Source organism: Flavobacterium pectinovorum (assembly GCF_022802975.1).
GTDB classification, from domain to species: Bacteria; Bacteroidota; Bacteroidia; order Flavobacteriales; family Flavobacteriaceae; genus Flavobacterium; species Flavobacterium pectinovorum_B.
In genome coordinates, this window is the sequence record NZ_JAFEVZ010000005.1 from 108,649 (window position 1) to 134,882 (window position 26,234).

Consider the following 26,234-nt stretch of genomic DNA (forward strand, 5'->3'; position numbering starts at 1 on the left):
CAGATCTATAGTATTCAGTCGCAATTTGCATTCACAGTAACTTGAAACCTGAAACCTGAAACCTGAAACATTCAACTAAAAAGAAAAAGTTATGATAAAATGGGCAGACGTAATTCATTTTACAAACAAAGGAAATCCAATTCCTGAAAAACGAGTAAAAAAAACGGAGGAAGAATGGAAACAGCTTCTAACGCCTGAAGAATTTCAGGTAACCCGTTTAAAAGGTACCGAAAGATCATTCAGCTCTGAATTATGCAGTTTGTTTGATCCCGGAATCTACCAATGTAAATGTTGTAGCACTCTGCTTTTTGATGCATCTGAAAAGTTTGAATCAGGAACTGGGTGGCCTTCTTTTACGCAACCTATCAAAGAAAATGCGATTGGATATCATGCCGATAAATCATACGGAATGATTCGTGTAGAAGTGACCTGTAATGTATGCGATGCACATTTAGGACATGTTTTCCCGGATGGACCGCCTCCAACCGGATTAAGATATTGCATCAATGCTGTTTCTTTATCTAAAATCAAAGAATAATTACACTAAGCGATTCCTTTAAAAGTGAATCGCTTTTTTTTAATCTTCACTAAACAAAACAATTAACAAAACAAATGTAAGTCAGTACTTAATAATAAAACAAATACTTTACAGACCTGTAATTTTCAGGTTAATTATCCTTAAAGCACAATAAACACAACTTCAAATATTAAAAAAGACTCAGTAAATTAATAGTTAAAATGTTATTTTTTCAATATTCAAACTTCAATTTTAAACTTTTATTAATAAACTTAAAAATTTAATTAGGTAATTAAATTCTAATTTATTTTATTTGGTGAAAATTAACCCCTAAGCTCAATTAAATAATTCAATGAAATCCTATTCAATTCAAGAAATTAACGAAGTGATTAATGGCGTAATATACGGCTCTACTTCTCAAAGTATAACGGCAACCGAGCAATTAGAAAAAGCTACGACTTCTGAAATTTCATTTATAGGAAATAAAAAATACGAAAAATACTGGGCAGCATCAAATGCTTCAGTTGCTGTAGTTAATGAAGATATTTCTATTGAACCTGGAGAAAACCGTGCTTTTATTAAGGTAAAAAATGCCGATTTGGCTATGTCTCAAATTCTGGCTCTTTTTGCCCCGCCTACCCCAATATTCCACAATAATATTCATAAAACAGCAACTATCGATGAAACTGCTATCATTAGCGAAGGCACGAGAATTGGTGCCGGCTGCTATATTGGTCCAAAAGTAGAAATCGGAGCTAATGTTACTATTTATCCAAACGTTACCATTTTAGACGAATGTACTATTGGCAAAAATACAATTATCTGGTCAGGAACTGTAGTACGCGAACGTTGTCATATTGGTCAGGATTGTATTATTCACCCAAATGCAACAATTGGTGCAGATGGTTTTGGTTTTCGCCCGTGCAGTGAAAAAGGGCTGGTAAAAATTCCACAAATTGGAAATGTAATCATAGGAAATGGTGTTGAAATTGGAGCAAACTCTTGTGTTGACAGAGGAAAATTCAGCTCAACAGTTTTAGGAGACGGTTGCAAAATCGATAATTTAGTACAAATTGGACACAACAGTCAACTTGGAAAATTTTGTATTATGGCAGGAAACAGTGGTTTAGCCGGTTCTGTAACTTTAGGAAATGGCGTTATTATTGGCGGAAGCGCTTCTATAAAAGACCATACTACAATTGGTGACGGAGCTATTGTTGGAGCTGGTTCGGGAGTTACCGGAGATATTGCAGCAGGCAAAACAATGTTAGGCTATCCGGCAGTTGAAGCCCGTGATGCTTTGAAACAATGGGCTATTTTAAAACGATTGGTTTGCGATTCTAAAAAATAATTTCAAAACTTAAAAATATACAAAAAACAGAAGTCCGCTTCTGTTTTTTTTGTTTTTGGAAATTTAAAACCCTTTAAAACTAACTTCTATTTTGTAAATTAGCCAACAGTATTTTGCAAAAACATCAATATCTTATGGACTTAAACTTCAATAAAAACGAAGATCATAATAAACTATTACTTTCCGAATTAAAACAAAAATTTGCCAAAGTAAAATTAGGCGGAGGCGAAAAACGCATTCAGAAATTACATGCTGAAGGTAAAATGACAGCTCGTGAACGTATTGATTATTTGTTGGATGAAAATTCTAAAAGTATCGAAATTGGTGGTTTTGCCGGAGAAGGAATGTATGCTGAACATGGCGGTTGCCCCTCTGGCGGAGTCGTGATTAAAATAGGATATATTCGGGGAAAACAGTGTATTGTGGTTGCCAATGATGCAACCGTTAAAGCTGGCGCATGGTTTCCTATCACTGGAAAGAAAAATTTACGTGCACAGGAAATTGCCATAGAAAACAGATTGCCCATTATTTATTTGGTAGATAGTGCCGGTGTTTATTTGCCGCTTCAGGATGAAATTTTTCCGGATAAAGAACATTTCGGACGAATTTTTAGAAACAATGCCCAAATGAGCAGCATGGGAATCACTCAGATCGCTGCCGTTATGGGAAGCTGTGTTGCCGGAGGAGCCTATCTTCCTATTATGAGTGACGAAGCTTTGATTGTAGATAAAACCGGAAGTATTTTCCTTGCCGGAAGTTATCTGGTAAAGGCTGCAATTGGAGAAACTATTGATAATGAAACTTTAGGCGGAGCTACAACCCATTGTGAAATCTCAGGCGTGACAGATTATAAAGCAAAAGACGATAAAGACGCCTTAGATAAAATAAAAAATATTGTAGATAAAATTGGGGATTTTGATAAAGCCGGCTATAACCGAATCAAAACTGAGAAGCCTGCTTTAGAACCTAAGGATATTTACGGAATCCTTCCAAAAGCCAGAAACGAGCAATACGACATGATGGAAATCATCAATCGTTTAGTAGACAATTCTGAATTTGAGGCTTACAAGGACGGCTACGGACAATCTCTAATTACCGGTTATGCCAGAATTGACGGTTGGGCTGTTGGAATTATTGCCAATCAAAGAAAAGTCGTAAAAACCAAAAAAGGCGAAATGCAGTTTGGAGGCGTTATTTATTCAGACAGTGCTGATAAAGCCACCCGATTCATTGCGAATTGCAATCAAAAGAAAATTCCATTGGTTTTTCTTCAAGACGTTACAGGTTTCATGGTTGGTTCAAAATCGGAACATGGCGGCATCATAAAAGACGGCGCTAAAATGGTAAATGCGGTAAGCAACTCTGTGGTACCAAAATTTACAGTTATTGTCGGAAATTCTTATGGAGCCGGAAACTATGCTATGTGCGGAAAAGCCTATGATCCCAGACTAATATTTGCCTGGCCAAGTGCAGAACTTGCTGTTATGGGAGGAACTCAGGCTGCAAAAGTATTAGCTCAAATTGAAGCTTCTTCGCTTAAAGCTAAAGGAGAAGTTGTAGATGAAGCCAAAGAAACGGAGTTATTCAATAAAATAAAAGCACGTTACGACGAACAGACTTCACCGTACTACGCTGCTTCAAGATTGTGGACTGATGCTATTATTGATCCTTTAGACACACGTACCTGGATTTCTATGGGAATCGAAGCCGCCAACCATGCTCCTATTCAAAAACCATTTAATCTGGGTGTTATTCAAGTTTAGTATACAACATTCTCAAAATACGTTAAAAAAATAGTAAAAAACTTATTTTCAGCTACTTAAAAATAAATATTTCACTAAAAATCAGTAACTTAGTATATAATTTTTAATCACGTAGTATCATGGAAAATGTAAAAAGTTTGAATAAATGGGCAAATTCGCACACTTATTTACCAGTAGATTTAATACGTATTGTTTTGGGTGTTTTTTTATTTATGAAAGGAATTTCATTTGTAACCAATGCTCAGTATTTGCATGATTTAATTTCTCCTATTGATCAGTATGGAGGCGGAATGTTTCTTTTGCATTACATAGCGCCTGCACACATGATTGGCGGAATAATGATTGTTTTTGGCTTACTTACCCGCTGGGCAATTGCAGCACAGTTACCCATATTATTTGGTGCCGTTCTTGTAAACTTTATGGGACGTATGCACTCTGAGAGTTTAGTTTTAGCAATAGTAGTATTATTACTTTGTATTTTCTTCCTTTTTTATGGAGGAGGAAAACATTCTGCTGATTATTACTTCAAAATGCAGCAATAACATACCTTATCCTCAACTTTTATTAAGTTGAGGATAATTTTTAAGAAGTTATTAGCACTTTAAATTTCTTTAATTGTGTTTTATGAACTAAATTCGCCTCCATGAATTGGATTCGTAAAACCGTTATTTTTGTATCACTTTTGATTATGGGGCTTTTTGCTGCTCAGGCAAACGAATTTCCTGTGCAAAAAACCGAAAGTCAAAAAACGGACAGCAATTTCTCTAAAGATATTACCGATTCATCAGCATTCATTCAGCCTCAGGGCAATTATCAATTTGCTGCCAGTATCAAAACAGATTATCCGATCGTAATTAAATGGTTTGATTCGTTATTGCCTGTTCTTTCACAGCATGAAACGATTAAAGCTACCTTCGACTTAACGCATCAATTTTCAATTCAGAGCAAAAAAATAACATTATTGCTCTATGCCTTCCACTTTTTTTGGTAGATAAATCCCTGAAATTTTAAACGAAAAGAAATCTTTCCCTCTAACTTGTGAAACTGTTTCTTTTCGCAAAAACTTTTTACAATTTCATATTATTTATCAAATTTCAAAACATGGAAACAAGTATAACCTTAATTGGTATTGTGATTGCGGTCATAGTAGCCATTCCCATCTATTTTTCGGCACGATCAAGTGCTGCAAACAAATCTAAAATTCTAAATATTAAAAAGAAATTTAATCCGGTTCATCCGCAGGATTTTGATTTAACTGAATCTCAAAGCAACAAAACACTTACTATAGACCAAAAAAACAGAAAATTCATTCTGATGAATTTTAATCCAAATCAACAGGAATCAACGTTTTTAGATTTAAAAAGTGTTTCTTCCTGCAAATTAGTTTTGACTACTGATGGAAATTCAGACACTATTCTTAAAATAGATTTTGAATTTCAGGAAAAGGAAACTTCTAAAAAAATCACAATACCATTCTATGATTTTGATGACGACCGCATCAAACAAATAAGCGCTTACCAAGATCATCAGTTTGCAAAAAAATGGCTTAAAATCATTCAAGATTCTATTTCACGTTAGTTATTTAATTCAGAAAAGAGGCTCATCATGGGTCTCTTTTTATTTTAGTTCTAATATGATATTTATCATTTTAATTTCTTAGGTAATAAAGTAATTTTGATTCTCTAAATTGTTTTTTTATGGAAATTTCACTGATTCAAAAATACAATGTTCCGGGACCAAGATATACAAGTTATCCAACTGTTCCTTATTGGAATGAAAACGACTTTACCCAACAAAAATGGATTGAATCGCTCCAAAAATCATTTACAGAAAGCAACTCTAAAAACGGAATAAGTTTATACATCCATTTACCTTTCTGTGAAAGTATGTGTACCTTTTGCGGCTGCAACAAACGAATTACCAAAAACCATTCGGTTGAAGAAAAGTATATTCAGGCTGTTTTAAAAGAATGGAGTTTATATTGCGATTTACTTTCTGAAAGACCCATTATAAAAGAAATTCATTTGGGCGGTGGAACTCCTACTTTTTTCTCTGTAAATAATTTAGAAAATCTTATAAACGGTATTTTTAATTTGGCAGATAAAGCTGAAAATTACGAATTCAGTTTTGAGGGCCATCCTAATAATACTACTTACGAACAGCTAAAAAAACTATATGATTTAGGCTTTCGCAGAGTGAGTTTCGGAGTTCAGGATTATTCCGAAAAAGTGCAAAAAGCGATTCACCGTATTCAGCCATTTCATAATGTTGCCAAAGTTACTTTTTGGGCAAAAGAAATTGGTTATACTTCCATCGGGCATGATATTATATTCGGATTGCCTTTTCAGACCATAGAAAATGTTATTGACACCGTTGAAAAAACAAACTCTTTAAAACCGGACCGACTGGCTTTTTACAGCTACGCTCATGTGCCCTGGATTAAAGGAAACGGGCAGCGCGGATTTAATGACGAAGACTTGCCAAAAGATGCCGAAAAAAGAAAACTATACGAAATTGGAAAAAAAATGCTCTCTAAATATGGTTATCATGAAATTGGCATGGATCACTTTGCCTTAACCTCAGACAGTCTGTATAAAGCAGCACAGCATAAAACCCTGCATAGAAATTTTATGGGTTACAGCGCCTCCAAAACACAATTGATGATTGGGTTAGGTGTCTCCTCTATTAGTGATAGCTGGTATGGTTTTGCCCAAAACAATAAAAATCTTGAAGAATATTATCAATTGATAGACGCAGACCAGCTTCCGGTTGTGAAAGGACATATCTTAAATGACGAAGATTTAATTATTAGAAAACACATCCTAAATTTAACCTGTACTCTTGAAACTTCCTGGAATAACGAAGCTCTTTATTTTGAAGAACTTCCTTTTGTTTTATTAGATTTAAAAGAAATGGAAAGAGATCAGTTACTTGTAATTGAAGAAAATAAAATCATTATTACAGAAGCCGGAAGACCATTTGTCCGCAACATCTGTATGGCTTTTGATTTGCATTTAAAAAGAAAATCACCGGAAACTAATTTGTTTTCGATGACTGTTTAAAAGGAGCAGTGATTTTATATTATTTGAATAGATATTTTTTGTCACAGCTAATTGAGGTGAAAGTGTAATTTATAACGAAAAAGATTATATTTGAAAAAATATAAAACGAAAAACCTTCGTATATACATCTAAATTTGGATAGATCTGCGAATGTTTATTTCGCATATTTACTAGTTATAGGCTAGTTGTGCCGAAATTACGCAGAAGAGAATAATCAGAAAACAAACAGTTAGTGAAAAATAATATTTCAAAAATGAAAAAACTCATTTCAATAATAGTATTAGTTTTATTCTGTAGTTGCGAAAAGAAAAAAGAAAGTTGCTTTACAAACTTTACTTATTCAAAAGGTAATATTAAAACGAGTTATAGATTAAAATTTAATTCTTCAGATACAGTTTACTATTTAGATTATTATCCTTTTGGAAAAAAAGGTTTGTACTATTTTTTGCTTGAACAGAATGAGAAAAAAATATTAGATAGTTTAATCTGTGATTTTAAATTCCCCATTAAAGATTCTGTCTTATTAAATGATCAAATAAACGATGGAACAACAATAGCTTTTTCAATAGACAGTAAAAGATTAATGTTACACGGTCATAAAGGACCAAAAGAGTTTTGGGAATTTGAAGAATGGATGGATAATTTGAAAATTTACAAACAGTTAAAACCGATAAATAGAAAAATAAAATTTGACAAGTTTGATAAAATGTTTCCTGTCCCTCCTCATATCATCAATTAATAACTCACTCTGGCGCTCGTTTGCAACGAGTGCCTACATAAATTAAAAGATAAATTGTAGCATTTGTAGTGCGGTTATTAAAACAAAAGTTCATTATAAATTTGTAGAATTCATGTAAACAGCCGCATTGCAAACGCTTTATTTAGTTTCTATAAGTAAACAGATACTCGTTGCAAACGAGCACCAGATTGAACTTCTGGCATGAATACAACTCAGTTTTCTCAAACACAGTGCTTTTACACAAATAAAATCCGATTTGCCTCAGGAAGCAACGTTTCTAACATGAATTAAACTCATTTCACCTCAGATGCAGCGCTTCTGGCATGAATAGAACTCAGTTTGCTTCAAACGCAGCGCTTTTGGCATAAATAAAACTCGGTTTGCCTTAGAAGCAACGTTTCTAACATGAATTACACCCATTCTACCTCAGATACAGCGCTTCTGACATAAATAGAACTCAGTTTGCTCCCTCTAGTGCTCGTTTGCAACGAGTGCCTACATAAATTTAAAAGATAAATTGTAACATTTATAATGCGGTTATTAAAACAAAAGGTCATTATAAATTTGTAGGGAATTCATGTAAACAGTCGCGTTGCAAACGCTTTATTTAGTTTCTATAAGTAAACAGGTACTCGTTGCAAACGAGCACCAGATTGAAGTGGGCACGGATTTTCATTCCTGCAAGGTTTACAAAACATTGTAGGTATTATTAACCTAACGGAATACCTACAAGGTCAAAAAAAGACCTTGCAGGAAAGCATCAGATTTCGCAAATTGATATTTTCAATGACAATCAGGACTCCCCTGTACAAACAAACTCATATTAGAGGGAGAAACATACGGAATTCCTAATCCTAAACCTCTGAGAATAAACAAAACTCCAATTATTACAGCGACATAAGGAATTGCTTTTTGAATTTTATTTCGAAAGGGCAGTTTTAGTAAAGAATGAATATAAACCACAATCGTCATTAAAGGTATCGTTCCCAATCCGAACAAAAGCATGTATAAAATGCCAAAAGAAGCACTTTGCATCGCTATGGCTCCAAATAAAGCTACATAGACCATTCCGCAGGGCAGGAAACCGTTTAATAATCCAATCGTAAATAGAGATTTGTAGCTTTTCTTTTTAAATTGGCTTCCCAAAGTAGATTTTAGGCTTGAAATAACTTTATAAACCGGTTTAGAGAAATTGTATTTAGAAAAGATTCTTTCCGGAATTAAAACCGCAATTATCATCGCCAGGCCAATAAAAATTGACATTTTCTGTTGCAATCCGGCCAGAAAAAAACCTCTTCCTAAGAGTCCGAAAATCAATCCTATTGTGGCGTAGGCAGCTAATCTGCCTAAATGATAGGTGATAATCTGCATTACTTTTTTAGCTTCATTTTGATGATCAATCGGAAGCATCATTGCAATTGGACCACACATCCCCACGCAATGTAAACTGCTGATAAGTCCTAATATGAAAGCTGAATACAACATTTATTTTTTATTTTTTGCAACAGATTTAATGATTAAAATAATTTTTAAAATCTGCTGAATCTGCAAAATCTGCGTGAAAATTTTGGCACGCAGATTCAGCAGATTTTGCAGATTCAAAAACTAAAAATAACTTCAATTTTTACCTGCTCACGTTTTTTAATTAACGTAAATAACCTCTTTGGTTAAGTATTTTTTGCCTTCATACTGCCATTCCATATTGACATCCCAGCGTCCTTTTACCAATTTCTTTTGCGGAATAAGTATAGATGAATTTGTTAAAGCAATTTGGGTATTAAAATCAAACTTTTTGTTTGAAGGACGATAAAGCAAAACGTTTCCTTTTAGTTTATTGCTTTCGAAAGTTTCCGGGAAAGTGATTTTTACTCCGTCTTCGACATACTTAATCGAAGGTTTGTACTGTAAATCATGTGCATTCTGAATGCGTGCCATTTCGTCCTGAAAATGCGAATCGTGTTTGTAATACTCTTCAACAACTAAATCATTGTCGTATTTACTGTTTGACTGTACTTCAAAAACAAAATATAAAATGAAAGTCATAAACAATCCGAATGCTATGACAATTCCTGTTCCCCAATTGATTTTCATAATATTGTTATTTTAAAATGGGAGTAATTAGTTTTGATAATGATTTTTCGTCAGTTCGAGTAATCCCGATTTTTCATCGGGATTGTATCGAGAACAGAAAAATCATCATTAAAGATGGTTCTCGATACATTTTTTGTTCCGTTTCTCTGCACAAAAAACACTCGAACTGACGTTTAATAATTACACCCAAAGGGTTATATTTAAAATTATACCTTAAAAAAGTTTGTTGCTTAATTAAAACTTCTCGGACCTAAAAAATTAGTTGTTGTAGTTTCTAATAATTCATTACCGTTGTACACACCAATTTTAACTTTTGTCTTATCACTTTCCAAAAGAACTTCATTGATTTCGATGAATAATGTTCCCTGCGAAATTCCTTCTTTTGCTACTTTAAAATGCTGTTCTCCCACCTTGCTGATTTCGCCTTTCTGATCAATCAGCTCAAAATGAATATCGCTGTAATCTTTCATGGTCTTGTTTACGATTTTATAGGTGTAAACGTTACTGATTTTATCGCCTTTATGCTGGAAAAGCTGTCCGGGCAAACGCAAAATAATAGCTTCGACATTGGTTCTTAAAAACAGCATTCCGACAAAAACACTCAACAGGATAAATAAGACTGCTGTATATCCTTTCATTCGGGCTGTGAATTTAAAAGGTTCTTTTTTCTCTATTTCGTCTTCAGAAGCATAACGAATCAATCCTTTTGGCAGACCCACTGAGTCCATAATCGAGTCGCATTCGTCGATACAGGCGGTACAATTGGTACATTCTAATTGTGTTCCGTTTCGAATATCAATTCCCATCGGACAAACATGCACACATTGATGGCAATCGATACAATCTCCTTTTCCGGTTAAAGCCCTGTCTTCTTTTTTATTAAATTTGGCACGACCCTGTTCTTTTTCGCCACGAACAAAATCATAAGCCACATTGATCGATTTATTATCTAAAAGTACTCCTTGTAATCTGCCGTAAGGACAGGCAATGATACAAACCTGTTCCCGAAACCATACAAAAACAAAATAAAAAACACCTGTAAAAATCAATAACGCAATAAAGTTACTTGCCTGCGAAACAGGCCCTTGCTCCATCATTAAAAACAAGGTATCACTACCGACCAAATAAGCAAGAAAAACATTTGCTATTCCGAAAGAAATCAGGAAGAAGACAAACCATTTCGTGAGTCTTTTTCGGATTTTATCAGCATTCCATTCCTGTCTTGCCAAACGTGATTGGGCACCGCGGTCACCGTCTATCCAATATTCAATCCGGCGGAAAACCATTTCGAGGAAAATAGTCTGTGGACAAATCCATCCGCAAAATATCCTTCCGAAAACAACAGTAAACAAAATGATAAAGACAACCCCTACAAGCAATGAAATCACAAAAAGATAAAAATCCTGCGGCCAGAAAGGGAATCCAAAAATATTAAAACGACGTTCAACAATATTGAACATCATAAATTGGTTTCCGTTAATTTTTATAAACGGATTTGCAATCAGAATCCCCAATAAAACATAACTGACTATTTTGCGATAATCGTAAAACTTACCAGACGGTTTTTTAGGGAAAATAAATTTTCGTTTTCCGCCTTCATCAATAGTTCCGATGGTATCTCTAAAAGCTTCGTCTGGTAAATTTGACATGGTAATTATTTTTTAACTGCTGTACTATCTGTTGTATTATTTGCTGTAGCATCTTTTTTTGGAGCGCTTTCATCTACCCAAACTTCTCCTTCAGCTTCTTTTGCGTCTTTTGGGTTACTTCCCTGCAATGACAAAATATAACTTGCCACTTTTTGAATTTCTTTTGGCTTCATACCATTGGTTTTCCATGAAACCATTCCTTTTCCGTCTCGTCCACCATTAGATATCGTGTGAAAAATTTCTTTAATTCCGCCACCTAAAATCCATTTATTATCTGTCAAGTTTGGACCAATCTGACCTCCTCCGTCTGCTCTGTGACAGGCAGCACAATTAGTGGTGAAAATTTCTTTACCTTCGGCTAAACTTGGAGCATCTGTAAGCAGGACAACTGTTTTTTCGTCCATCAGATCCGGAGCTGTTTTTAGGTATTCTTCTACCTCGATTTTTGCCTGAGCCATTTCTTTCTTCAATTCCATTTCCTGATTGTCTCCACCAAAAACGTCGAAGTAAAAAACATAAGCAACTCCAAAAACGATACAGATGTAAAATAAATACACCCACCAAGGCGGTAAATTATTGTCTAATTCTTTAATACCGTCATAATCATGATCCATCAACAAATCACCTTCTTTTTCAATTGGTTCTGTCTGGGTAAGTCTGTGCATCAAATTCTTAAACCAGGTACTTTCTTTTAAACTAAGGCTTTCTTCGTATGCCAGTTTTTCTTTTTCTTCAGGAGATAACAATTGATACATTACCCGATTTACAGCATTTAGCGTAATTTCGATAGCAATCAGAATAAACAAAAAGACAAACAAAAAGACAGAAACCATTGGATATTTGATAAAAGCCGGTCTGTCGCCTGAGTCTATAAAATATTCCATCAAACCGAATACAATGAAGAAAATCAACGGTACTCTTACATATACGGGGAAAAACTTTTTCATTATTATTTATCTTTTGAAGTTAAACTACAGCCATCAACCAAAGGAATCTGACTCATTTCCTCAATTTTATCTTTTTTATATGAGAACACCCAAAAGCCTAATCCTACAAAAAAGAAGAAGAAAATCAGGAGAGAGAGAATCGGAAAAATTTCAATCCCCGAAATCGTCTCCATATTGTGTTTTATTTGTTCGAACATAATGCTGTTATTTTGAAGTTTCTTTTACTTTAATATCAGTTCCAAGTCTTTGTATGTAAGCAATCAGAGCTACAATTTCCCTTTCGTTCATCGGAACAAATTTCTCTCCTTTTGCGGCTGCTTTCTTCTTACTTTCCTCATAACTTTTTACATAGTCAGGATCATTTTCAAGACTTTTTTCAATAGTAAGAGCCTGATCTCTCAATGTTTTCTGCGCATTAGCAACTTCTGCTTCTGAATAAGGCACTCCAAGTGTAACCATAACTTTCATTTTCTTTTCAAGTAATGAAATATCCAGTGCTTTATTATCAAATAGCCATTTATAGCCCGGCATGATAGATCCGGCAGATGTGCTTTGCGGATTCCACATGTGGTTAAAGTGCCAGTTGTCATTGTACTTACCTCCTACTCGCTGCAAATCAGGACCTGTACGTTTTGACCCCCACAAAAATGGATGATCGTACACAAACTCTCCTGCTTTGGCCTGAGGCCCGTAACGCTCTACCTCACTTCTGAACGGGCGAACTGATTGTGAGTGACAACCCACGCAGCCTTCTCGGATGTATAAATCACGACCTTCCAGTTCTAACGGTGTGTATGGTTTTACACTTGAAATGGTTGGAATATTCGATTTTACCATAATCGTTGGAACAATCTGAATGATACCACCAATTAAAATCGCAATTGTTGCCAAAATAGTTAACTGAATCGGTTTTCTTTCTAACCAGGAATGGAATTTTTCTCCACTGATTCTACCGCTTTTAATAGTCTGCAATGCTGGAGCCTGAGCCAATTCATCTTCAATTGTATTACCTGCTTTAACGGTCATTATAATATTGTAAACCAGCGTCAGCATTCCTATTAAGTAGAAAGTTCCTCCAATAGCTCTCATCCAATACAGAGGCATAATGGCTGTAACGGTTTCAAGGAAATTCCCGTAAGTCAAAGTTCCATCAGGATTAAATTGTTTCCACATAGATGCCTGTTGAAAACCAGCCACGTACATTGGAACTGTATATAAAATGATTCCTAAAGTTCCAATCCAGAAATGGAAATTGGCTAATTTAGTTGAAAACAATTGACTTTTTGTCATTCGTGGAATCAACCAGTAAATAATACCAAACGACATAAATCCGTTCCATGCTAAAGCCCCTACATGTACGTGTGCTACGATCCAGTCTGTATAATGTGCAATCGCATTTACGTTTTTAAAAGAAAGCATTGGCCCTTCAAAAGTCGCCATTCCGTACCCTGTGATGGCTACCACAAAGAATTTCAAAACCGGTTCTACACGAACTTTATCCCAGGCACCTCTTAAAGTTAACAATCCATTAATCATACCTCCCCAAGACGGAGCCAGTAACATAACAGAGAAAGCAACCCCTAAATTTTGTGCCCAGTTTGGTAAAGCAGAATACAATAAATGGTGTGGTCCTGCCCAGATATAGATAAAGATTAAAGACCAAAAGTGAATAATAGATAATCTATAAGAATAAACCGGTCGATTAGCAACCTTTGGAATAAAATAATACATAAGTCCTAAAAAAGGAGTGGTTAAGAAAAATGCCACCGCATTATGTCCGTACCACCATTGTACCAAGGCATCCTGAACACCTGCATACACAGAATAGCTTTTTAACCCAGAAACCGGAATTTCGATATTATTGAAAATATGCAATACTGCAACGGTAACAAACGTAGCGAGGTAAAACCAAATTGCCACATACAAATGACGTTCTCTACGTCGTAGCATTGTACCAATCATATTGATTCCCATTACGACCCAGATCAATGCAATTGCAATATCAATAGGCCACTCCAGTTCAGCATATTCTTTTGAAGAAGTATAACCTAAAGGAAGTGTAATAGCAGCGGCCACAATAATAAGCTGCCATCCCCAGAAATGAAGGTTACTCAAAAAGTCACTGAACATTCTGGCTTTCAGTAATCGTTGCAGCGAATAATACATCCCGGCAAAAAAAGCGTTACCTACAAAGGCAAAAATTACCGCATTGGTGTGCAAAGGTCTTAAACGACCATAACTGAGCCATGAAATCCCATCGGTCATGTTGGGAAAAAGGTACATAACCGCCAGGGTCAGTCCCACTAACATACCAACTACCCCAAAAAGGATGGTAGCGTAAATGAATTTTTTTACGATTTTATTGTCGTAGTAAAATTGTTCCATTTCCATAATTAAACTTGTTTTTCTTCTATTGGTAAATTATTATTTTGAGAGGTAATTTTGGTTTCATCATCAAAGAGGATTCTGACCGAGGGTGTATAATCATCATCGTACTGTCCGGATTTGACAGCAGCTATAAATGCAATAAAAAAACAGATTGCGACAAAAATACTTACTGAAATTAATAGATAAATGACACTCATACCTTAGATTTATAGTAACAAAATTAGTAGTATAAGGGCGCTTAAAATATGATAATTATCATAGTCAAAGGAGAATATTAAGATTTTAAAAAACTCCTTTTTGACTCAATTCAAATCACTTTAATTTATTCTTACTAAAATAGTTAGACATAATCGTTACAAAACTCACAATAGTAATTGTGCTCAATGGCATTATTATAGCGGCAACCAGAGGATTTAAGTTTCCTGTAACAGCAAATAAGAGCCCTACAACATTATAAAGAAGCGATAAACCAAAACTCATTTTGATTATCCTAATCGATTTGTGAGACAACTTTAAAAAGTAATCCAGTCTGGAAAATTCGCCTGCATCCAGAATAGCATCACAAGCGGGTGAAAATACGTTCACGTTTTCAGAAATTGAAATCCCAACGTTACTTTGGGCCAAAGCACCTGCATCATTCAGGCCGTCTCCAACCATCATTACATTTTGTCCTTTTTCCTGCAGTTTTTTTATGAATTCCAGCTTCTGTTCCGGTTTTTGATTGAAGATAAGTTCAGTACCTTTTGGAAGAATATCCTCCAGATTCGCTCTTTCTCCATCATTATCGCCAGAAAGGACTTTTATTTCATAATCTTTCTTTAGTCTATTAAATAGTACTTCAAGACCATCTCTGTACTGATTTTGAAAATAAAATCGTCCGTAATAAACGTTGTCAATCTTAATATGAAGTGCTGTTTTTTCTATTTCATCAGCGTCATTTGTACTTTCAACAAAAGAAGCCGACCCGATTTTGATGATTTTATTTTCAAAAGAAGCCAAAATACCTTTTCCGGTAATTTCTTCAAATGCATCAATTTTGATTCTTTTTACTTCCGGCAGAAAATCATATAACATTCGGCTCAAAGGGTGATTAGATCCTCTAAGTACATTTTTTATCAGTATATAATTTTCATCAGAAAGTGTATTTCCTTCATATCCAATATTTGATTTTTTATTGGTTGTAATGGTTCCGGTTTTATCAAAAACTATCGTGTCTACTTTTGCAAGTTGTTCTATAACCAAAGCATTTTTAAGATACATTTTTTGTTTTCCCATAATTCTGAGAATATTTCCGAAAGTAAACGGTGCCGTAAGTGCAAGCGCACATGGGCAGGCCACAATTAAAACTGCTGTAAAAACATTAAAAGCTGTATTGACATCAATACATATCCAGTAACCAAAACCGGCAAAAGCTATTAATAATAAAATGGGGGTAAAATAACGACTGATTTTATCGGTAATCGTTTTATGTTTTTGATCTACTTTTTTCTGAAAAATTTCATTGCTCCAAAGCTGCGTTAAATAACTTTGTGAAACCGAATGCAACACTTCCATTTCGATTACTTTTCCAATTTGTTTTCCTCCGGCAAATACTTTGTCTCCTGATTTTTTAGTAATCGGAACTGCTTCTCCGGTAACGAAACTATAATCAATTTCGGCTTTTTCGCTAATCAAAATTCCATCTACCGGAATTAATTCCTGATTTCGAATTAATAATCTGTCTCCTTTTAAAACATCATAAATTGGTACACTTTCCTCTGATGTATTAGAATTGATTCTGGTAACTGCAATTGGAAAATAGGATTTAAAATCTCTTTCGAAACTCAGAAAACTATAGGTTTTGGTCTGAAACATTTTGCCGAGCAGCATAAAGAAAACCAAACTCGCCAAGCTGTCAAAAAAACCCGGACCATGATCCATTAGCATGTCATAAGAACTACGAATAAACATGACGATAATTCCCAAAGCGATTGGAATATCAATATTTAGCATCCTGGTTTTGATACTGTGATAAGCCGAAACATAATAGCCACTTGCTGAATAGAGAAAACTTGGCAATGCCAAAACAAAAATCAAAAGCCTGAAAAATGGTTTATAGCTATCCAGCCAGAATTCTTTCATCTCGAAATATTCGGGAAATGACAATAACATGATATTTCCAAAACAGAAGAAAGCAACACCCAACTTATAGGTCAGGCTTCTGTCTGTTTTTGTTTTTCCTGTCTCGTAGTTTTCTAAACTAATGTAAGGCTCATAACCAATTGAACTCAGCAGATAAACAATTGATTTGAGGGAAACCATTTCAGAATTGAATGTGATTCTAACTTTTTTCTCCGGAAAATTAACCTGTGAGCTATTTATACCTGGCTGCAAACGGTTAAGGTTTTCAAGAATCCAAATGCATGAACTGCAATGAATATGAGGAATATTTAAAGAAACTATTGAAGCATTTCCTTCCTGAAATTCTAAAACTTTAGAAATAATAGTTTCATTGTCCAAAAAATCATATTTTCCCTGAATGTCCTGCGGAGTGGCACCCGGGGATTTTTCAAAATCATAATAGCAGGTTAAATCATTAAGACTAAAAATTTCGTAAACTGTTTTACAGCCCGTGCAACAAAACTTTTTTTCATCAAAATTGATTACTTCATTTTTAGGAATTGTAAGTCCACAATGAAAACAACTCTGCTCGCTCATAATTTGTTTCTTTTTTAATGTAACAAATATTCAAAATAATAAGCGGCTATAAATATGACATTTATCATATAAAAATGAAATCAGATTTTAAATTTAAGAAAATAAAACAGGTAAATTACAACAACAGATTTTCTCTGTGTTTTTTCAAATATTTTAACCTACCAAAGCGATTATTGGTTAATTTTGCAGTAAATACTTTTGCTATGAATAAATGTGACCAATGTATCGTACGCCAGCTTTCATCTTTAAAAGCACTTAATAAAGAAGAAGTTATAAAATTAGCAAATAGTAAAACGACTCACAAAATAAAAAAAGGTGAAGCGATTTTTGAAGAAGGTGAAGTTACAAATGGTGTTTTTTGTGTGAAAGACGGAATTGGAAAACTCTCTAAATTAAGCGCTAACGGAAAAGATCAGATTGTAAAACTGGTAAAATCAGGAGAACTTTTGGGGCAACGTTCGATGATTAGCAATGAACCTGCAAATTTATCAGCAAAAGCTGTTGCAGATATGGAAGTTTGTTTTATTCCGAAATCTGAAATTATACATTTCTTTAATAATAACAATCAATTCTCAATGAACCTGATGCAGTCTGTTTGTGAAGACTTGAAAGATTCTGAAAACGATAAAATTGCCTTAGTACAAAAAACCGTAAAACAACGTTTAGCAGAAACATTATTGCATTTGCATGATGCTTTTGGCGAAAACGCAGACAAAACGCTGAAAGTCCAGCTAACCCGAGAAGAGCTGGCAGGAATAATTGGTACCGCTACAGAAAGCTGTATCAGATTATTATCTGATTTTAATAAACTTGAATTGATTGAATTGGCAGGTAAAAAAATTGTTCTTAAAGATGTAAAAGCTTTAAAAAAGCTGGCTGAACAATTATAATTTTTTTGCTTCGTTCCAAAAAACATCCATTTCTGCCAAAGTCATATCCATTAAAGGCTTTCCTAATTCACCGGCTTTATTTTCTAAGTATTGAAAGCGTTTAATAAATTTTTTATTGGTACGTTCTAAAGCATCTTCAGGATTAACATTTAAAAATCTGGCGTAGTTTATCATCGAGAACAAAACATCACCAAATTCGGCTTCGATTTTATCCTGGTCTCCTGATTTCACCTCAACCTGCAGTTCTTCTAATTCTTCCTGTACTTTATCCCAAACCTGATGTGGTTCTTCCCAGTCAAAACCAACACCTTTAACTTTGTCCTGAATTCGGCTGGCTTTTACCAGAGCAGGCAAACTTCTCGGAACACCTTCCAAAACAGACTTTTTACCTTCTTTAAGTTTTAGTTTTTCCCAGTTTTGTTTGACTTCTTCTTCATCTTTCACAACAGTGTCACTGTAAATATGAGGATGACGGTGAATCAACTTGTCGCAAATTTCATTACATACATCAGCTATATCAAAATCATTGGTTTCAGAACCTATTTTGGCGTAAAAAACAATATGCAGTAATAAATCACCCAGTTCTTTTTTAACTTCATTCAGGTCATTATCCAGAATGGCATCTCCCAATTCGTATGTTTCTTCTATCGTCAGATGCCTCAAAGTTTGCAAAGTTTGCTTTTTATCCCAAGGGCATTGCTCACGAAGCTCATCCATGATAATTAATAATCTTTCAAAAGCTTTAAGTTGAAGTTCTTTGCTCATTTTGTGAAGTTTTTTGTTGTAATCTAATTGTGTAAAAGTAAAAAATCCTGTTAAGAAAACATCTTAACAGGATTAATATATTTGAATGTAAAATTTACTATTCTTCTTTTTTAGCTGTTGCTTTTTTGGCAGGAGCTTTTTTAGCAGGAGCCTTTTTTACCGGCTCTTCAACAGCAATTTCTTCAGATGTTGAAATTGCAGCAGGTGCTTCATCTGTAACTAAACCTTTTGCCTGAAGCATGTTATACCAGTTTAATATTTTTTTAATATCTGAAGGATATACTCTTTCTTCATCATATTCAGGTAAAATTTCTTTAAAATAAGCTGTTAATTTTGCATTATCTTCTTTATGTGAAATTGCCTGACCTTTGTTTTCTTTAACAGCAATACGCTGCATTACTTCTGTCAAAGGTTTTTCTCCTTCGTAAGTATAAATTGAAATTTCAGACAATAAACTTACGTTGCTTTTTAAGTTTACAGTAATTTTTTTTCCGTCTAGTAATGATTCTGCCACAAAACCTGTGCGTGTCTGCACTTTCAATACATATAAACCAGGTTTTCCTGAAATGGCTAAAATTTTCTCTAAATTCATGTTTATTAAATTAGTATTAAGAATTTGGTGTATTATAATTATCTTCCTTTTTTAGCGGATGCATATTTCATTCTGTATTCCTGAAAAGTTTTACCTTCGGTAATATTTTTTAGTTTCTTCTGAATCAGTCGTTTCTTTAAAGATGATATTTTATCAGTAAATAAAACTCCTTCAATATGGTCGTATTCATGCTGAATAACCCTTGCAATCAAACCATCAAAAACTTCTGTTTTTGTTACAAAATCTTCCTCGCAATATTCAAGCGTTACAGTAGGTTTTCTATATACGTCTTCTCTAACATCTGGAATACTTAAACATCCCTCGTTAAAACTCCACTCTTCGCCTTCTTCATGAATAATTTTAGCATTGATAAAAGTTTTCTTGAAACCTTTTAAATCTTTTTGCTCATCAGATGGTAAATCTTCATCATCACTAAAAGGTGTTGTATCGATAACAAACAAACGAATTGCCAAACCTACCTGCGGTGCAGCAAGTCCCACACCATAAGCATTATACATGGTTTCGTACATATTTGCTATTGTTTCTTTTAAGTTTGGATAATCCGGTGTAATTACCTCACCAACTTTTCTTAAAACAGGATCCCCATATCCTACAATTGGTAAAATCATCTATATTGTATTATTTATTTTTATTTACTAAAAAATTAATCTAAATTCTTCCAATTTAGCAGTCAAAAATAGTAAAAAATAGTCAATGAACATTTGAAAATAATATATAAAATCGCATTTTGACCGTTCACCAAAATCTCAGCTATAATTATGCCAAATTATCTTACCTTTGTTTTAAACCTATTTCTATGTTAGATCGTATTGCAAAATTCACCAACAGCACTTCGTTTTTAAATGCCACAAAAGTAACTATTGCCTCAGTAGTGCCCGTATTAATTTTGAATTTTCTGGGTCATTTTGAAATTGGTTTCACCATTGCCTTAGGTGCTTTTTACACTTATCCCAGCGACATTCCAAGTACCTTAAGCCACAAAATAAAAGGATTAATTGTTGCTTCTTTTATTGTTTCCGGAGTCAATTTATTAGTTAATCTGGCCTACCCTTTTCCTTATTTGTTTTACCCTTTTTTAGGGTTTTTACTTTTTTTATGCTCCATGATATCGGTCTATGGGCAACGGGCAACTTTAGTTTCGTTTTCAGCATTAATTTCAATTTCTTTATCATTTGGTCATTTACATCAGGGTTGGGAAGCCTTTGCCTATTCGGGTTACATATTTATCGGAGGAATTTTATATTTAATTGTTTCTCTTATATTTCATTTTGTACAGCCTTATAAATTTATTGAACTTGAAATTGCCGAAGGAATTAAATTAACCGCAAAGTATTTAAAACTAAGAGGTGATTTATGGAGTCCTGAAGCGAACCGAACAACAATTATTGAAAAACAATTAAGTATTCAGGTACAACTCAACGAGATTCATGAGGATCTGCGAAAGGTACTTATTGGAAACCAAAACAGTTCTGCAACAACAAGCCAAAACCGAAAGATGTTACTGGTTTTTATTACTCTGGTTGAAATACAGGAACTGGCTTTATACACTTCATTTGATCATAGTAAAATTCATGAAAAATTTGATAAACATCCTGATGTTTTAAGAACGTATCAAAATGTAGCCTATAAACTCGCTTCAACTTTAAAAAAACTATCTAAAAACGTTCATCACATTGCAGTTTATGTAGACAAGCAAGATTTAAAAAATGAACTTGACGCCCTCGAATTTGCTATTTTTGACTACGAAAAAACATTAGGAAAAGAAGCAGCAGCTGAAGGCGTTCTCATGTTAACCAACATGCTGAAATATGCTAAAAACCAGGTTGGGAAAATAAAGATTATCCAGCGTGCGCTTTCTCTTGCCATGCAGTCTTACAAATTAAAAGATAAGGATAAAGAACTTGAAAAATTCCTGACACCTCAATATTATCCATTGCGCACATTGACTGAAAATTTGAGTTTTTCATCATCCATTTTCAGGCATTCTGTTCGATTGACCATAACCATTTTGATAGGTTTTATTGTTGGAAAATTTCTTCCTTTTCAAAATGTATATTGGATTTTATTGACCATTATAGTAATCATGCGACCAGGTTACGGTTTAACCAAGGAACGTTCTTATAATCGTATTTTCGGGACTCTTTTGGGAGGTTTATTGGCTTTTGGAATTGTTTCGCTTGTACAAAATGATGTTGCATTAAGTATTTTTTCAATTATCTGTATGCTGCTTGGAATTTCCTTTACACAAATCAATTACAAAATCAGTGCGACTTTTGTTACCATGTACGTGGTTTTTATTTATGGAATTTTAGTTCCTAATGTTGTTGAAGTAATTCAGTTTAGAATTTTAGACTCATTAGCCGGAGCCATTTTAGCTTTTCTTGCCAATCAGTTTTTATGGCCCGCATGGGAATTTATCAATACTCCAATACACATTGAAAATTCAATTCGTGCCAATAGGACTTATCTTAAAGAAATTGCGGATTTTTACAATAAAAAAGGAGAAATCCCTACTTCATACAGACTAGCCAGAAAAAGTGTTTTTATAGAAATTGGGAATTTAATGACCTCTTTTCAGCGTATGATGCAGGAACCAAAATCAAAGCAAAAAACACTGCCTCTTGTTAATAAATTAGTGGTTCTAAATCATTCTTTACTTTCAGCCTTAGCCTCTTTATCAACTTACATTCAGGCAAACCAAACCACATCAGCTTCAGAATCTTTCAATTACATCATAAAAACTATCTTATTAAATTTAGATCATTCGATTTCAATTTTAAAAAATGAAGCCATTATAACCGATACTTTTTTTGATAAAGAAGACGTGACTTTGCAATTTGAAGAAATGAAACGTAAAAATTTTACTCGTTTAGCAACAGATGAAGATCTGGATAAAGAAACACGTCAAGCCAAAATGCAGGAGGCGCAAATGGTCATTGAGCAATTAATCTGGATGAGTAACCTGTCCGAAAAAATATTAAAGATTACAAAAGACTTTAAAGCAACAAATCCGGATTAATTATCCGGATTTGTTTTTTATAATAAAGATTACATTCTAGTATTAATTTCTGTTCAGCTTTAAGACTTCAGCAGTATTTTTTCTAATTTCTGCTAAAAGTTCCGGCTTGTCATTTAAAGTTTGGCTATAAGAAGGAATCATATTTTTCAGCTTCGCTTCCCACTCCGGTGTATTAATCTGATCTTTAAAACATCTTCCAATCAAATCAACCATGATAGAAACCGCTGTAGATGCACCTGGAGATGCTCCTAATAAAACAGCCAAAGTTCCGTCTTGTGTATTGATTACTTCTGTACCAAATTCTAAAACTCCGCCTCCATTTTCACCTTTTTTAATAACCTGTACACGCTGTCCTGCTTTTTCTAATACCCAGTCTTTAGATCGTGCGCTTGGCAAATATTCGCGTAAAGCTTTTATTCTGTCTTTAGGAGACTGACGAACCTGCTCAATTAGATATTTTGTCAAAGGAATATTGTTATATCCTGCAGATAACATCGGGATCAGGTTGTTTGCTTTTATAGATAATGGTAAATCTAAATAAGATCCATTTTTTAAAAAACGGGTTGAAAATCCTGCAAAAGGTCCAAAAAGTAATGCTTTTTCACCATCAATTACACGGGTATCAATATGCGGAACCGACATTGGCGGAGCTCCAACACTCGCTTTTCCGTAAACTTTTGCCTGATGTTTTGCAATAACTTCTGGATTTGTACATTTTAACCACTGACCGCTTACCGGAAAACCACCATAACCATGACCTTCCGGTACATTTGCTTTTTCCAGTAATGGCAAGGAACCACCTCCGGCACCAATAAATACAAACTTCGTATAGGCTTTTCTTTTTTGGCCAGACTCTAAATCGGTTATTTTAATTCTCCATGATTTATCTTCACGCTGTCTTATTTTTTTTACCTCATGGTTAAAATGTAAAGACACACCGTCTAATTTTTCTAAATAATTAAACATACTTCTTGTCAAAGCACCAAAATTCACATCGGTACCAATTGCCATTGTAGTAGCAGCCAGTTTTTCATCAGGCTGTCTTCCCTCCATAACTAATGGCATCCACTGTTTCAATTGCTCAAAATCAGTACTAAAAAGCATTTCAGCAAATAATGGATTAGCCTGTAAAGCTTCAAAACGGGTTTTAAGGTATTTTACATTTTTTTCACCCCACACAAAACTCATGTGAGGCACACTTTTTATAAAATTTTCAGGCGAAGGAACCTTATTTTCCTGTACTAAATACGACCAAAACTGACGCGAAACTTCAAAAGCTTCCGCAATGCTGATGGCTTTTTTAGGATCTACAGAACCATCGGCTTTTTCAGGGGTGTAATTTAATTCACAAAAAGCAGAGTGTCCGGTTCCGGCATTATTCCATGCATCAGAACTTTCGGCTGCTGCAACATCTAATCTTTCGTAAATTTCAATCTTGATATCAGGTTGTAATTCTTTCAAAATTACTCCGAGTGTAGCACTCATAATTCCAGCTCCAATAAGCACTACTTCACTATTGGAACGTATTGTATTGTCAGGCATAACAGTATTATATTTTAAAATGCAAAGTTACTTTTTATAATCCCAAAAAAAAACTAATTTTCGAAAGATAATAGTTAGATAATTACATTTTTTTCTAAATAAAGTGAAATTTATAGGCCTAAAACCTAAAAACGATTAGAAGAAAGATAGTCCTGAAGCATAATCGTTGCGGAAATTTCATCTATCAGTCCTTTGTTCTGACGCTGCTTTTTGCTCAGTCCGCTATCGATCATCGTCTGAAAAGCCATTTTTGAAGTAAAACGTTCATCTACACGAACGACTTTCATTTCCGGAAAAATATTAGAAAAATGAGTTACAAAACCTTTTATTACAGAAGCGCTTTCTGATGGCTGTCCATTCATTTGTTTTGGTTCACCGATTAAAACCGCTTCTACTTTTTCTTTAGCAAAATAAGCTGTAAGGAAATCAATTAAAGTATTTGTTGGAATCGTGGTTAAACCAGAAGCTATAATCTGCATTTCATCGGTAACAGCAATTCCGGTACGCTTTTGTCCGTAGTCTATGGAGAGGATTCTTGGCATTTTATATTTTTTTCAAAGGTAACTATTTTAATTTTCCAATTCTTAGCAACAGTGGAAATGTAACTTTCTTATCATTATTTTCCCAGGAAAGCTTCAATTCATCATAAATCAAGTCAATCGGATTTTGATTGTTCTTCGAAATATAATGCTGCACAGACGACCATGTCTGGAGATATCCTATTAATGCTTCAAAAGTCCAAATGAATTGATTTTGAAATCTCTTTGCCGTGATTTCATCAAACGGAAATGGAATCGTTTCATAATTTTCATCCAGATACTTTCGTTCAGCATCCCAATAAGAACCTATAATATCATAATAAAAATGTCTCAGAATTTTATCTGAATCCGGATTGGTAGAAAATAATCCGTAACCCATGACAGCAAAAATGCCTTCGGGCTTTAATATTCTGTAGATTTCTTTATAAAACTTTTCAAAATCAAACCAATGTACAGCCTGTGCCACAACAATCAAATCGAATTGCTGATTTTTGAACGAAGTCTTTTCTGCAGATTCTTTACTGTAGCTTATATTATCAGCCTGAATCGCATTATCGAGTTGCTTTTGACTAATATCTGTAGCAAATACTTTTTTGAAACGAGTAGAAAGCTTATGCGCTACCTGACCGTTTCCTGTAGCAATGTCAAGTGCAATTGATTTATCATTAACAAATGAAACCACAAAATCAATCATTGCCTCAGGATATTGCGGACGAAATTTAGAATAGTCAACTGCTTGTTTTGAAAAATTATCCTTCATGAGTTATATTTTCGAATTGATATTCTAAAAGTACAACTTTTCTATTTTAATCATCTTTTAATAAATACATAAAACTCAAAAAATCCGCCCTGAAAATTCAAAACGGATTTTTAACCAAAAATTAAAACAACTAAAAATTTTATTATAAAGTATTATTACCTGCCAAACAACCTGCTAAAAAAACCTCTTTCCTCTTCTTCATCTTCTGCCTTCATTTCGTAATTAGCAAATTTTGACTGTGCTTTTTCATGTTCATAAATCAGCTCCTTAATATATTCAACATAAGTTCTCTTTTTTTCTTCCAGGAATCCGATTAAATATTTCTCACTAAACTCAACGCCGCTTGCTGCCTCAATTTGCAGTAACTTTTTATAAAGAGGTTCAATATGCAGTGAAATAACTTCCTGAGGTACAGCCTGTCTTCTTCCGAAATAATTAACAATCACACCGTTTTCATCTTTTGCAATTTCAAAATCAGTAATTACCCAATAATATCTTCCTGATTTTGCTAAGTTTTTCACGATAGCATGAAAGTTTTTTCCGTTTTTAAGATTTTCCCAAAGCACTTTAAAAATAACTTTTGGCATATCCGGATGCCGAATAATATTATGTGGCTGTCCCATTAGCTCATAATCTTCATAACCACAAACGTCAACAAAAACTTCATTAGCATATTCTATAATACCAAAAGCATTTGTTTTACTCATAATTACTTGTGTTTTGTCCCACGTGACTTCTTTATCAACGATTGGTACCCGGGTCTGAAACTGATTCTCCTGATTCATTTTTTGGCTTGATTAATTTAAAACTATATTTCAATTCCTTAATTTGTCTCAGGAATTATTAAACAAAATTAACGTGAATAAAAATCATGAAATCTGATTTTTATCATGTAGTAATAT

General features: G+C 34.1%; 25 protein-coding genes. 10 read left to right on the forward strand and 15 right to left on the reverse strand.

All coding sequences use genetic code 11. The features are described 5' to 3' along the window. The first annotated feature begins 91 nt into the window (after positions 1-91). From msrB to FLV_RS09000, 8 genes are all read left to right on the forward strand, one after another. Positions 92-538 (forward strand): peptide-methionine (R)-S-oxide reductase MsrB, encoded by a 447-nt coding sequence (msrB, locus tag FLV_RS08965; protein WP_243233032.1) that lies wholly within the window; start codon positions 92-94, stop codon positions 536-538. A gap of 331 nt (positions 539-869) precedes the next feature. Further along, complete coding sequence (lpxD, locus tag FLV_RS08970) at positions 870-1,868, forward strand: UDP-3-O-(3-hydroxymyristoyl)glucosamine N-acyltransferase (RefSeq protein WP_243233033.1); 999 nt, start codon at positions 870-872, stop codon at positions 1,866-1,868. Between the two features lie 134 nt (positions 1,869-2,002). Further along, on the forward strand, positions 2,003-3,631 hold the full coding sequence (locus FLV_RS08975; RefSeq protein WP_243233035.1) for an acyl-CoA carboxylase subunit beta: 1,629 nt from the start codon (positions 2,003-2,005) through the stop codon (positions 3,629-3,631). Between the two features lie 119 nt (positions 3,632-3,750). Beyond that, the gene (locus FLV_RS08980; protein ID WP_243233036.1) at positions 3,751-4,173 is read left to right on the forward strand and encodes a DoxX family protein; all 423 of its coding nucleotides are present in this window, start codon (positions 3,751-3,753) and stop codon (positions 4,171-4,173) included. A 101-nt stretch (positions 4,174-4,274) separates the two neighbouring features. Further along, the gene (locus FLV_RS08985) at positions 4,275-4,622 is read left to right on the forward strand and encodes a hypothetical protein (protein ID WP_243233038.1); all 348 of its coding nucleotides are present in this window, start codon (positions 4,275-4,277) and stop codon (positions 4,620-4,622) included. Positions 4,623-4,732: 110 nt separating this feature from the next. Then, the gene (locus FLV_RS08990; protein ID WP_243233040.1) at positions 4,733-5,209 is read left to right on the forward strand and encodes a hypothetical protein; all 477 of its coding nucleotides are present in this window, start codon (positions 4,733-4,735) and stop codon (positions 5,207-5,209) included. A 119-nt stretch (positions 5,210-5,328) separates the two neighbouring features. Then, complete coding sequence (gene hemN, locus FLV_RS08995; protein ID WP_243233042.1) at positions 5,329-6,693, forward strand: oxygen-independent coproporphyrinogen III oxidase; 1,365 nt, start codon at positions 5,329-5,331, stop codon at positions 6,691-6,693. Positions 6,694-6,946: 253 nt separating this feature from the next. Next, positions 6,947-7,432 carry a hypothetical protein gene (locus tag FLV_RS09000; RefSeq protein ID WP_243233044.1) on the forward strand — a complete coding sequence of 162 codons (486 nt, stop codon included), beginning with the start codon at positions 6,947-6,949 and terminating at the stop codon, positions 7,430-7,432. Positions 7,433-8,215: 783 nt separating this feature from the next. Here FLV_RS09000 and FLV_RS09005 read toward each other — a convergent pair. The 8 genes from FLV_RS09005 to FLV_RS09040 form a co-directional block, all read right to left on the reverse strand. Beyond that, complete coding sequence (locus FLV_RS09005) at positions 8,216-8,917, reverse strand: sulfite exporter TauE/SafE family protein (RefSeq protein ID WP_243233045.1); 702 nt, start codon at positions 8,915-8,917, stop codon at positions 8,216-8,218. A 156-nt stretch (positions 8,918-9,073) separates the two neighbouring features. Then, the gene (locus FLV_RS09010) at positions 9,074-9,523 is read right to left on the reverse strand and encodes a FixH family protein (protein WP_243233047.1); all 450 of its coding nucleotides are present in this window, start codon (positions 9,521-9,523) and stop codon (positions 9,074-9,076) included. Between the two features lie 230 nt (positions 9,524-9,753). Next, positions 9,754-11,172, reverse strand: coding sequence for a cytochrome c oxidase accessory protein CcoG (gene ccoG / locus FLV_RS09015; protein WP_243233049.1), 1,419 nt, complete (start codon positions 11,170-11,172; stop codon positions 9,754-9,756). Positions 11,173-11,177: 5 nt separating this feature from the next. After that, the gene (locus tag FLV_RS09020) at positions 11,178-12,119 is read right to left on the reverse strand and encodes a cbb3-type cytochrome c oxidase N-terminal domain-containing protein (RefSeq protein WP_243233050.1); all 942 of its coding nucleotides are present in this window, start codon (positions 12,117-12,119) and stop codon (positions 11,178-11,180) included. Positions 12,120-12,121: 2 nt separating this feature from the next. Next, positions 12,122-12,316 (reverse strand): CcoQ/FixQ family Cbb3-type cytochrome c oxidase assembly chaperone, encoded by a 195-nt coding sequence (locus tag FLV_RS09025; protein ID WP_243233051.1) that lies wholly within the window; start codon positions 12,314-12,316, stop codon positions 12,122-12,124. A gap of 7 nt (positions 12,317-12,323) precedes the next feature. Further along, positions 12,324-14,510: a cytochrome-c oxidase, cbb3-type subunit I gene (gene ccoN / locus FLV_RS09030; RefSeq protein WP_243233052.1), complete on the reverse strand. Its 2,187-nt coding sequence runs from the start codon at positions 14,508-14,510 to the stop codon at positions 12,324-12,326. Positions 14,511-14,512: 2 nt separating this feature from the next. Continuing rightward, positions 14,513-14,704, reverse strand: a complete 192-nt coding sequence (gene ccoS / locus FLV_RS09035; RefSeq protein ID WP_031454816.1) for a cbb3-type cytochrome oxidase assembly protein CcoS — start codon at positions 14,702-14,704, stop codon at positions 14,513-14,515. A 115-nt stretch (positions 14,705-14,819) separates the two neighbouring features. Beyond that, positions 14,820-17,204, reverse strand: coding sequence for a heavy metal translocating P-type ATPase (locus FLV_RS09040; RefSeq protein WP_243233053.1), 2,385 nt, complete (start codon positions 17,202-17,204; stop codon positions 14,820-14,822). A gap of 203 nt (positions 17,205-17,407) precedes the next feature. On the opposite strand from FLV_RS09040, the gene FLV_RS09045 reads away from it, so the two are divergent. Further along, positions 17,408-18,094 (forward strand): Crp/Fnr family transcriptional regulator, encoded by a 687-nt coding sequence (locus FLV_RS09045; RefSeq protein WP_243233054.1) that lies wholly within the window; start codon positions 17,408-17,410, stop codon positions 18,092-18,094. Here FLV_RS09045 and mazG read toward each other — a convergent pair. The 3 genes from mazG to def form a co-directional block, all read right to left on the reverse strand. Beyond that, complete coding sequence (mazG, locus tag FLV_RS09050; protein WP_243233055.1) at positions 18,089-18,859, reverse strand: nucleoside triphosphate pyrophosphohydrolase; 771 nt, start codon at positions 18,857-18,859, stop codon at positions 18,089-18,091. The two genes, FLV_RS09045 and mazG, sit on opposite strands and share 6 nt — an antisense overlap. 97 nt (positions 18,860-18,956) lie before the next feature. Then, positions 18,957-19,451: a DUF5606 domain-containing protein gene (locus FLV_RS09055; protein WP_243233056.1), complete on the reverse strand. Its 495-nt coding sequence runs from the start codon at positions 19,449-19,451 to the stop codon at positions 18,957-18,959. Positions 19,452-19,489: 38 nt separating this feature from the next. Then, positions 19,490-20,080, reverse strand: coding sequence for a peptide deformylase (gene def, locus FLV_RS09060; protein ID WP_243233057.1), 591 nt, complete (start codon positions 20,078-20,080; stop codon positions 19,490-19,492). A 188-nt stretch (positions 20,081-20,268) separates the two neighbouring features. Between def and FLV_RS09065 the strand changes: the two genes are divergently transcribed. Then, positions 20,269-22,491, forward strand: coding sequence for an FUSC family protein (locus FLV_RS09065; protein WP_243233058.1), 2,223 nt, complete (start codon positions 20,269-20,271; stop codon positions 22,489-22,491). 42 nt (positions 22,492-22,533) lie between these two features. On the opposite strand, the gene FLV_RS09070 is transcribed toward FLV_RS09065, so the two are convergent. The 4 genes from FLV_RS09070 to FLV_RS09085 all read right to left on the reverse strand — a co-directional run bounded on the left by FLV_RS09070 (position 22,534) and on the right by FLV_RS09085 (position 26,117). After that, a complete protein-coding gene (locus FLV_RS09070) occupies positions 22,534-24,033 on the reverse strand; it encodes a malate:quinone oxidoreductase (RefSeq protein ID WP_243233059.1) in 1,500 nt (499 codons plus the stop codon). Positions 24,034-24,158: 125 nt separating this feature from the next. Beyond that, a complete protein-coding gene (gene ruvX, locus FLV_RS09075; RefSeq protein ID WP_243233060.1) occupies positions 24,159-24,575 on the reverse strand; it encodes a Holliday junction resolvase RuvX in 417 nt (138 codons plus the stop codon). A 22-nt stretch (positions 24,576-24,597) separates the two neighbouring features. Beyond that, positions 24,598-25,332 carry a class I SAM-dependent methyltransferase gene (locus FLV_RS09080; RefSeq protein ID WP_243233061.1) on the reverse strand — a complete coding sequence of 245 codons (735 nt, stop codon included), beginning with the start codon at positions 25,330-25,332 and terminating at the stop codon, positions 24,598-24,600. 155 nt (positions 25,333-25,487) lie between these two features. After that, on the reverse strand, positions 25,488-26,117 hold the full coding sequence (locus FLV_RS09085; RefSeq protein WP_243233065.1) for a PAS domain-containing protein: 630 nt from the start codon (positions 26,115-26,117) through the stop codon (positions 25,488-25,490). Positions 26,118-26,234: the final 117 nt, after the last annotated feature.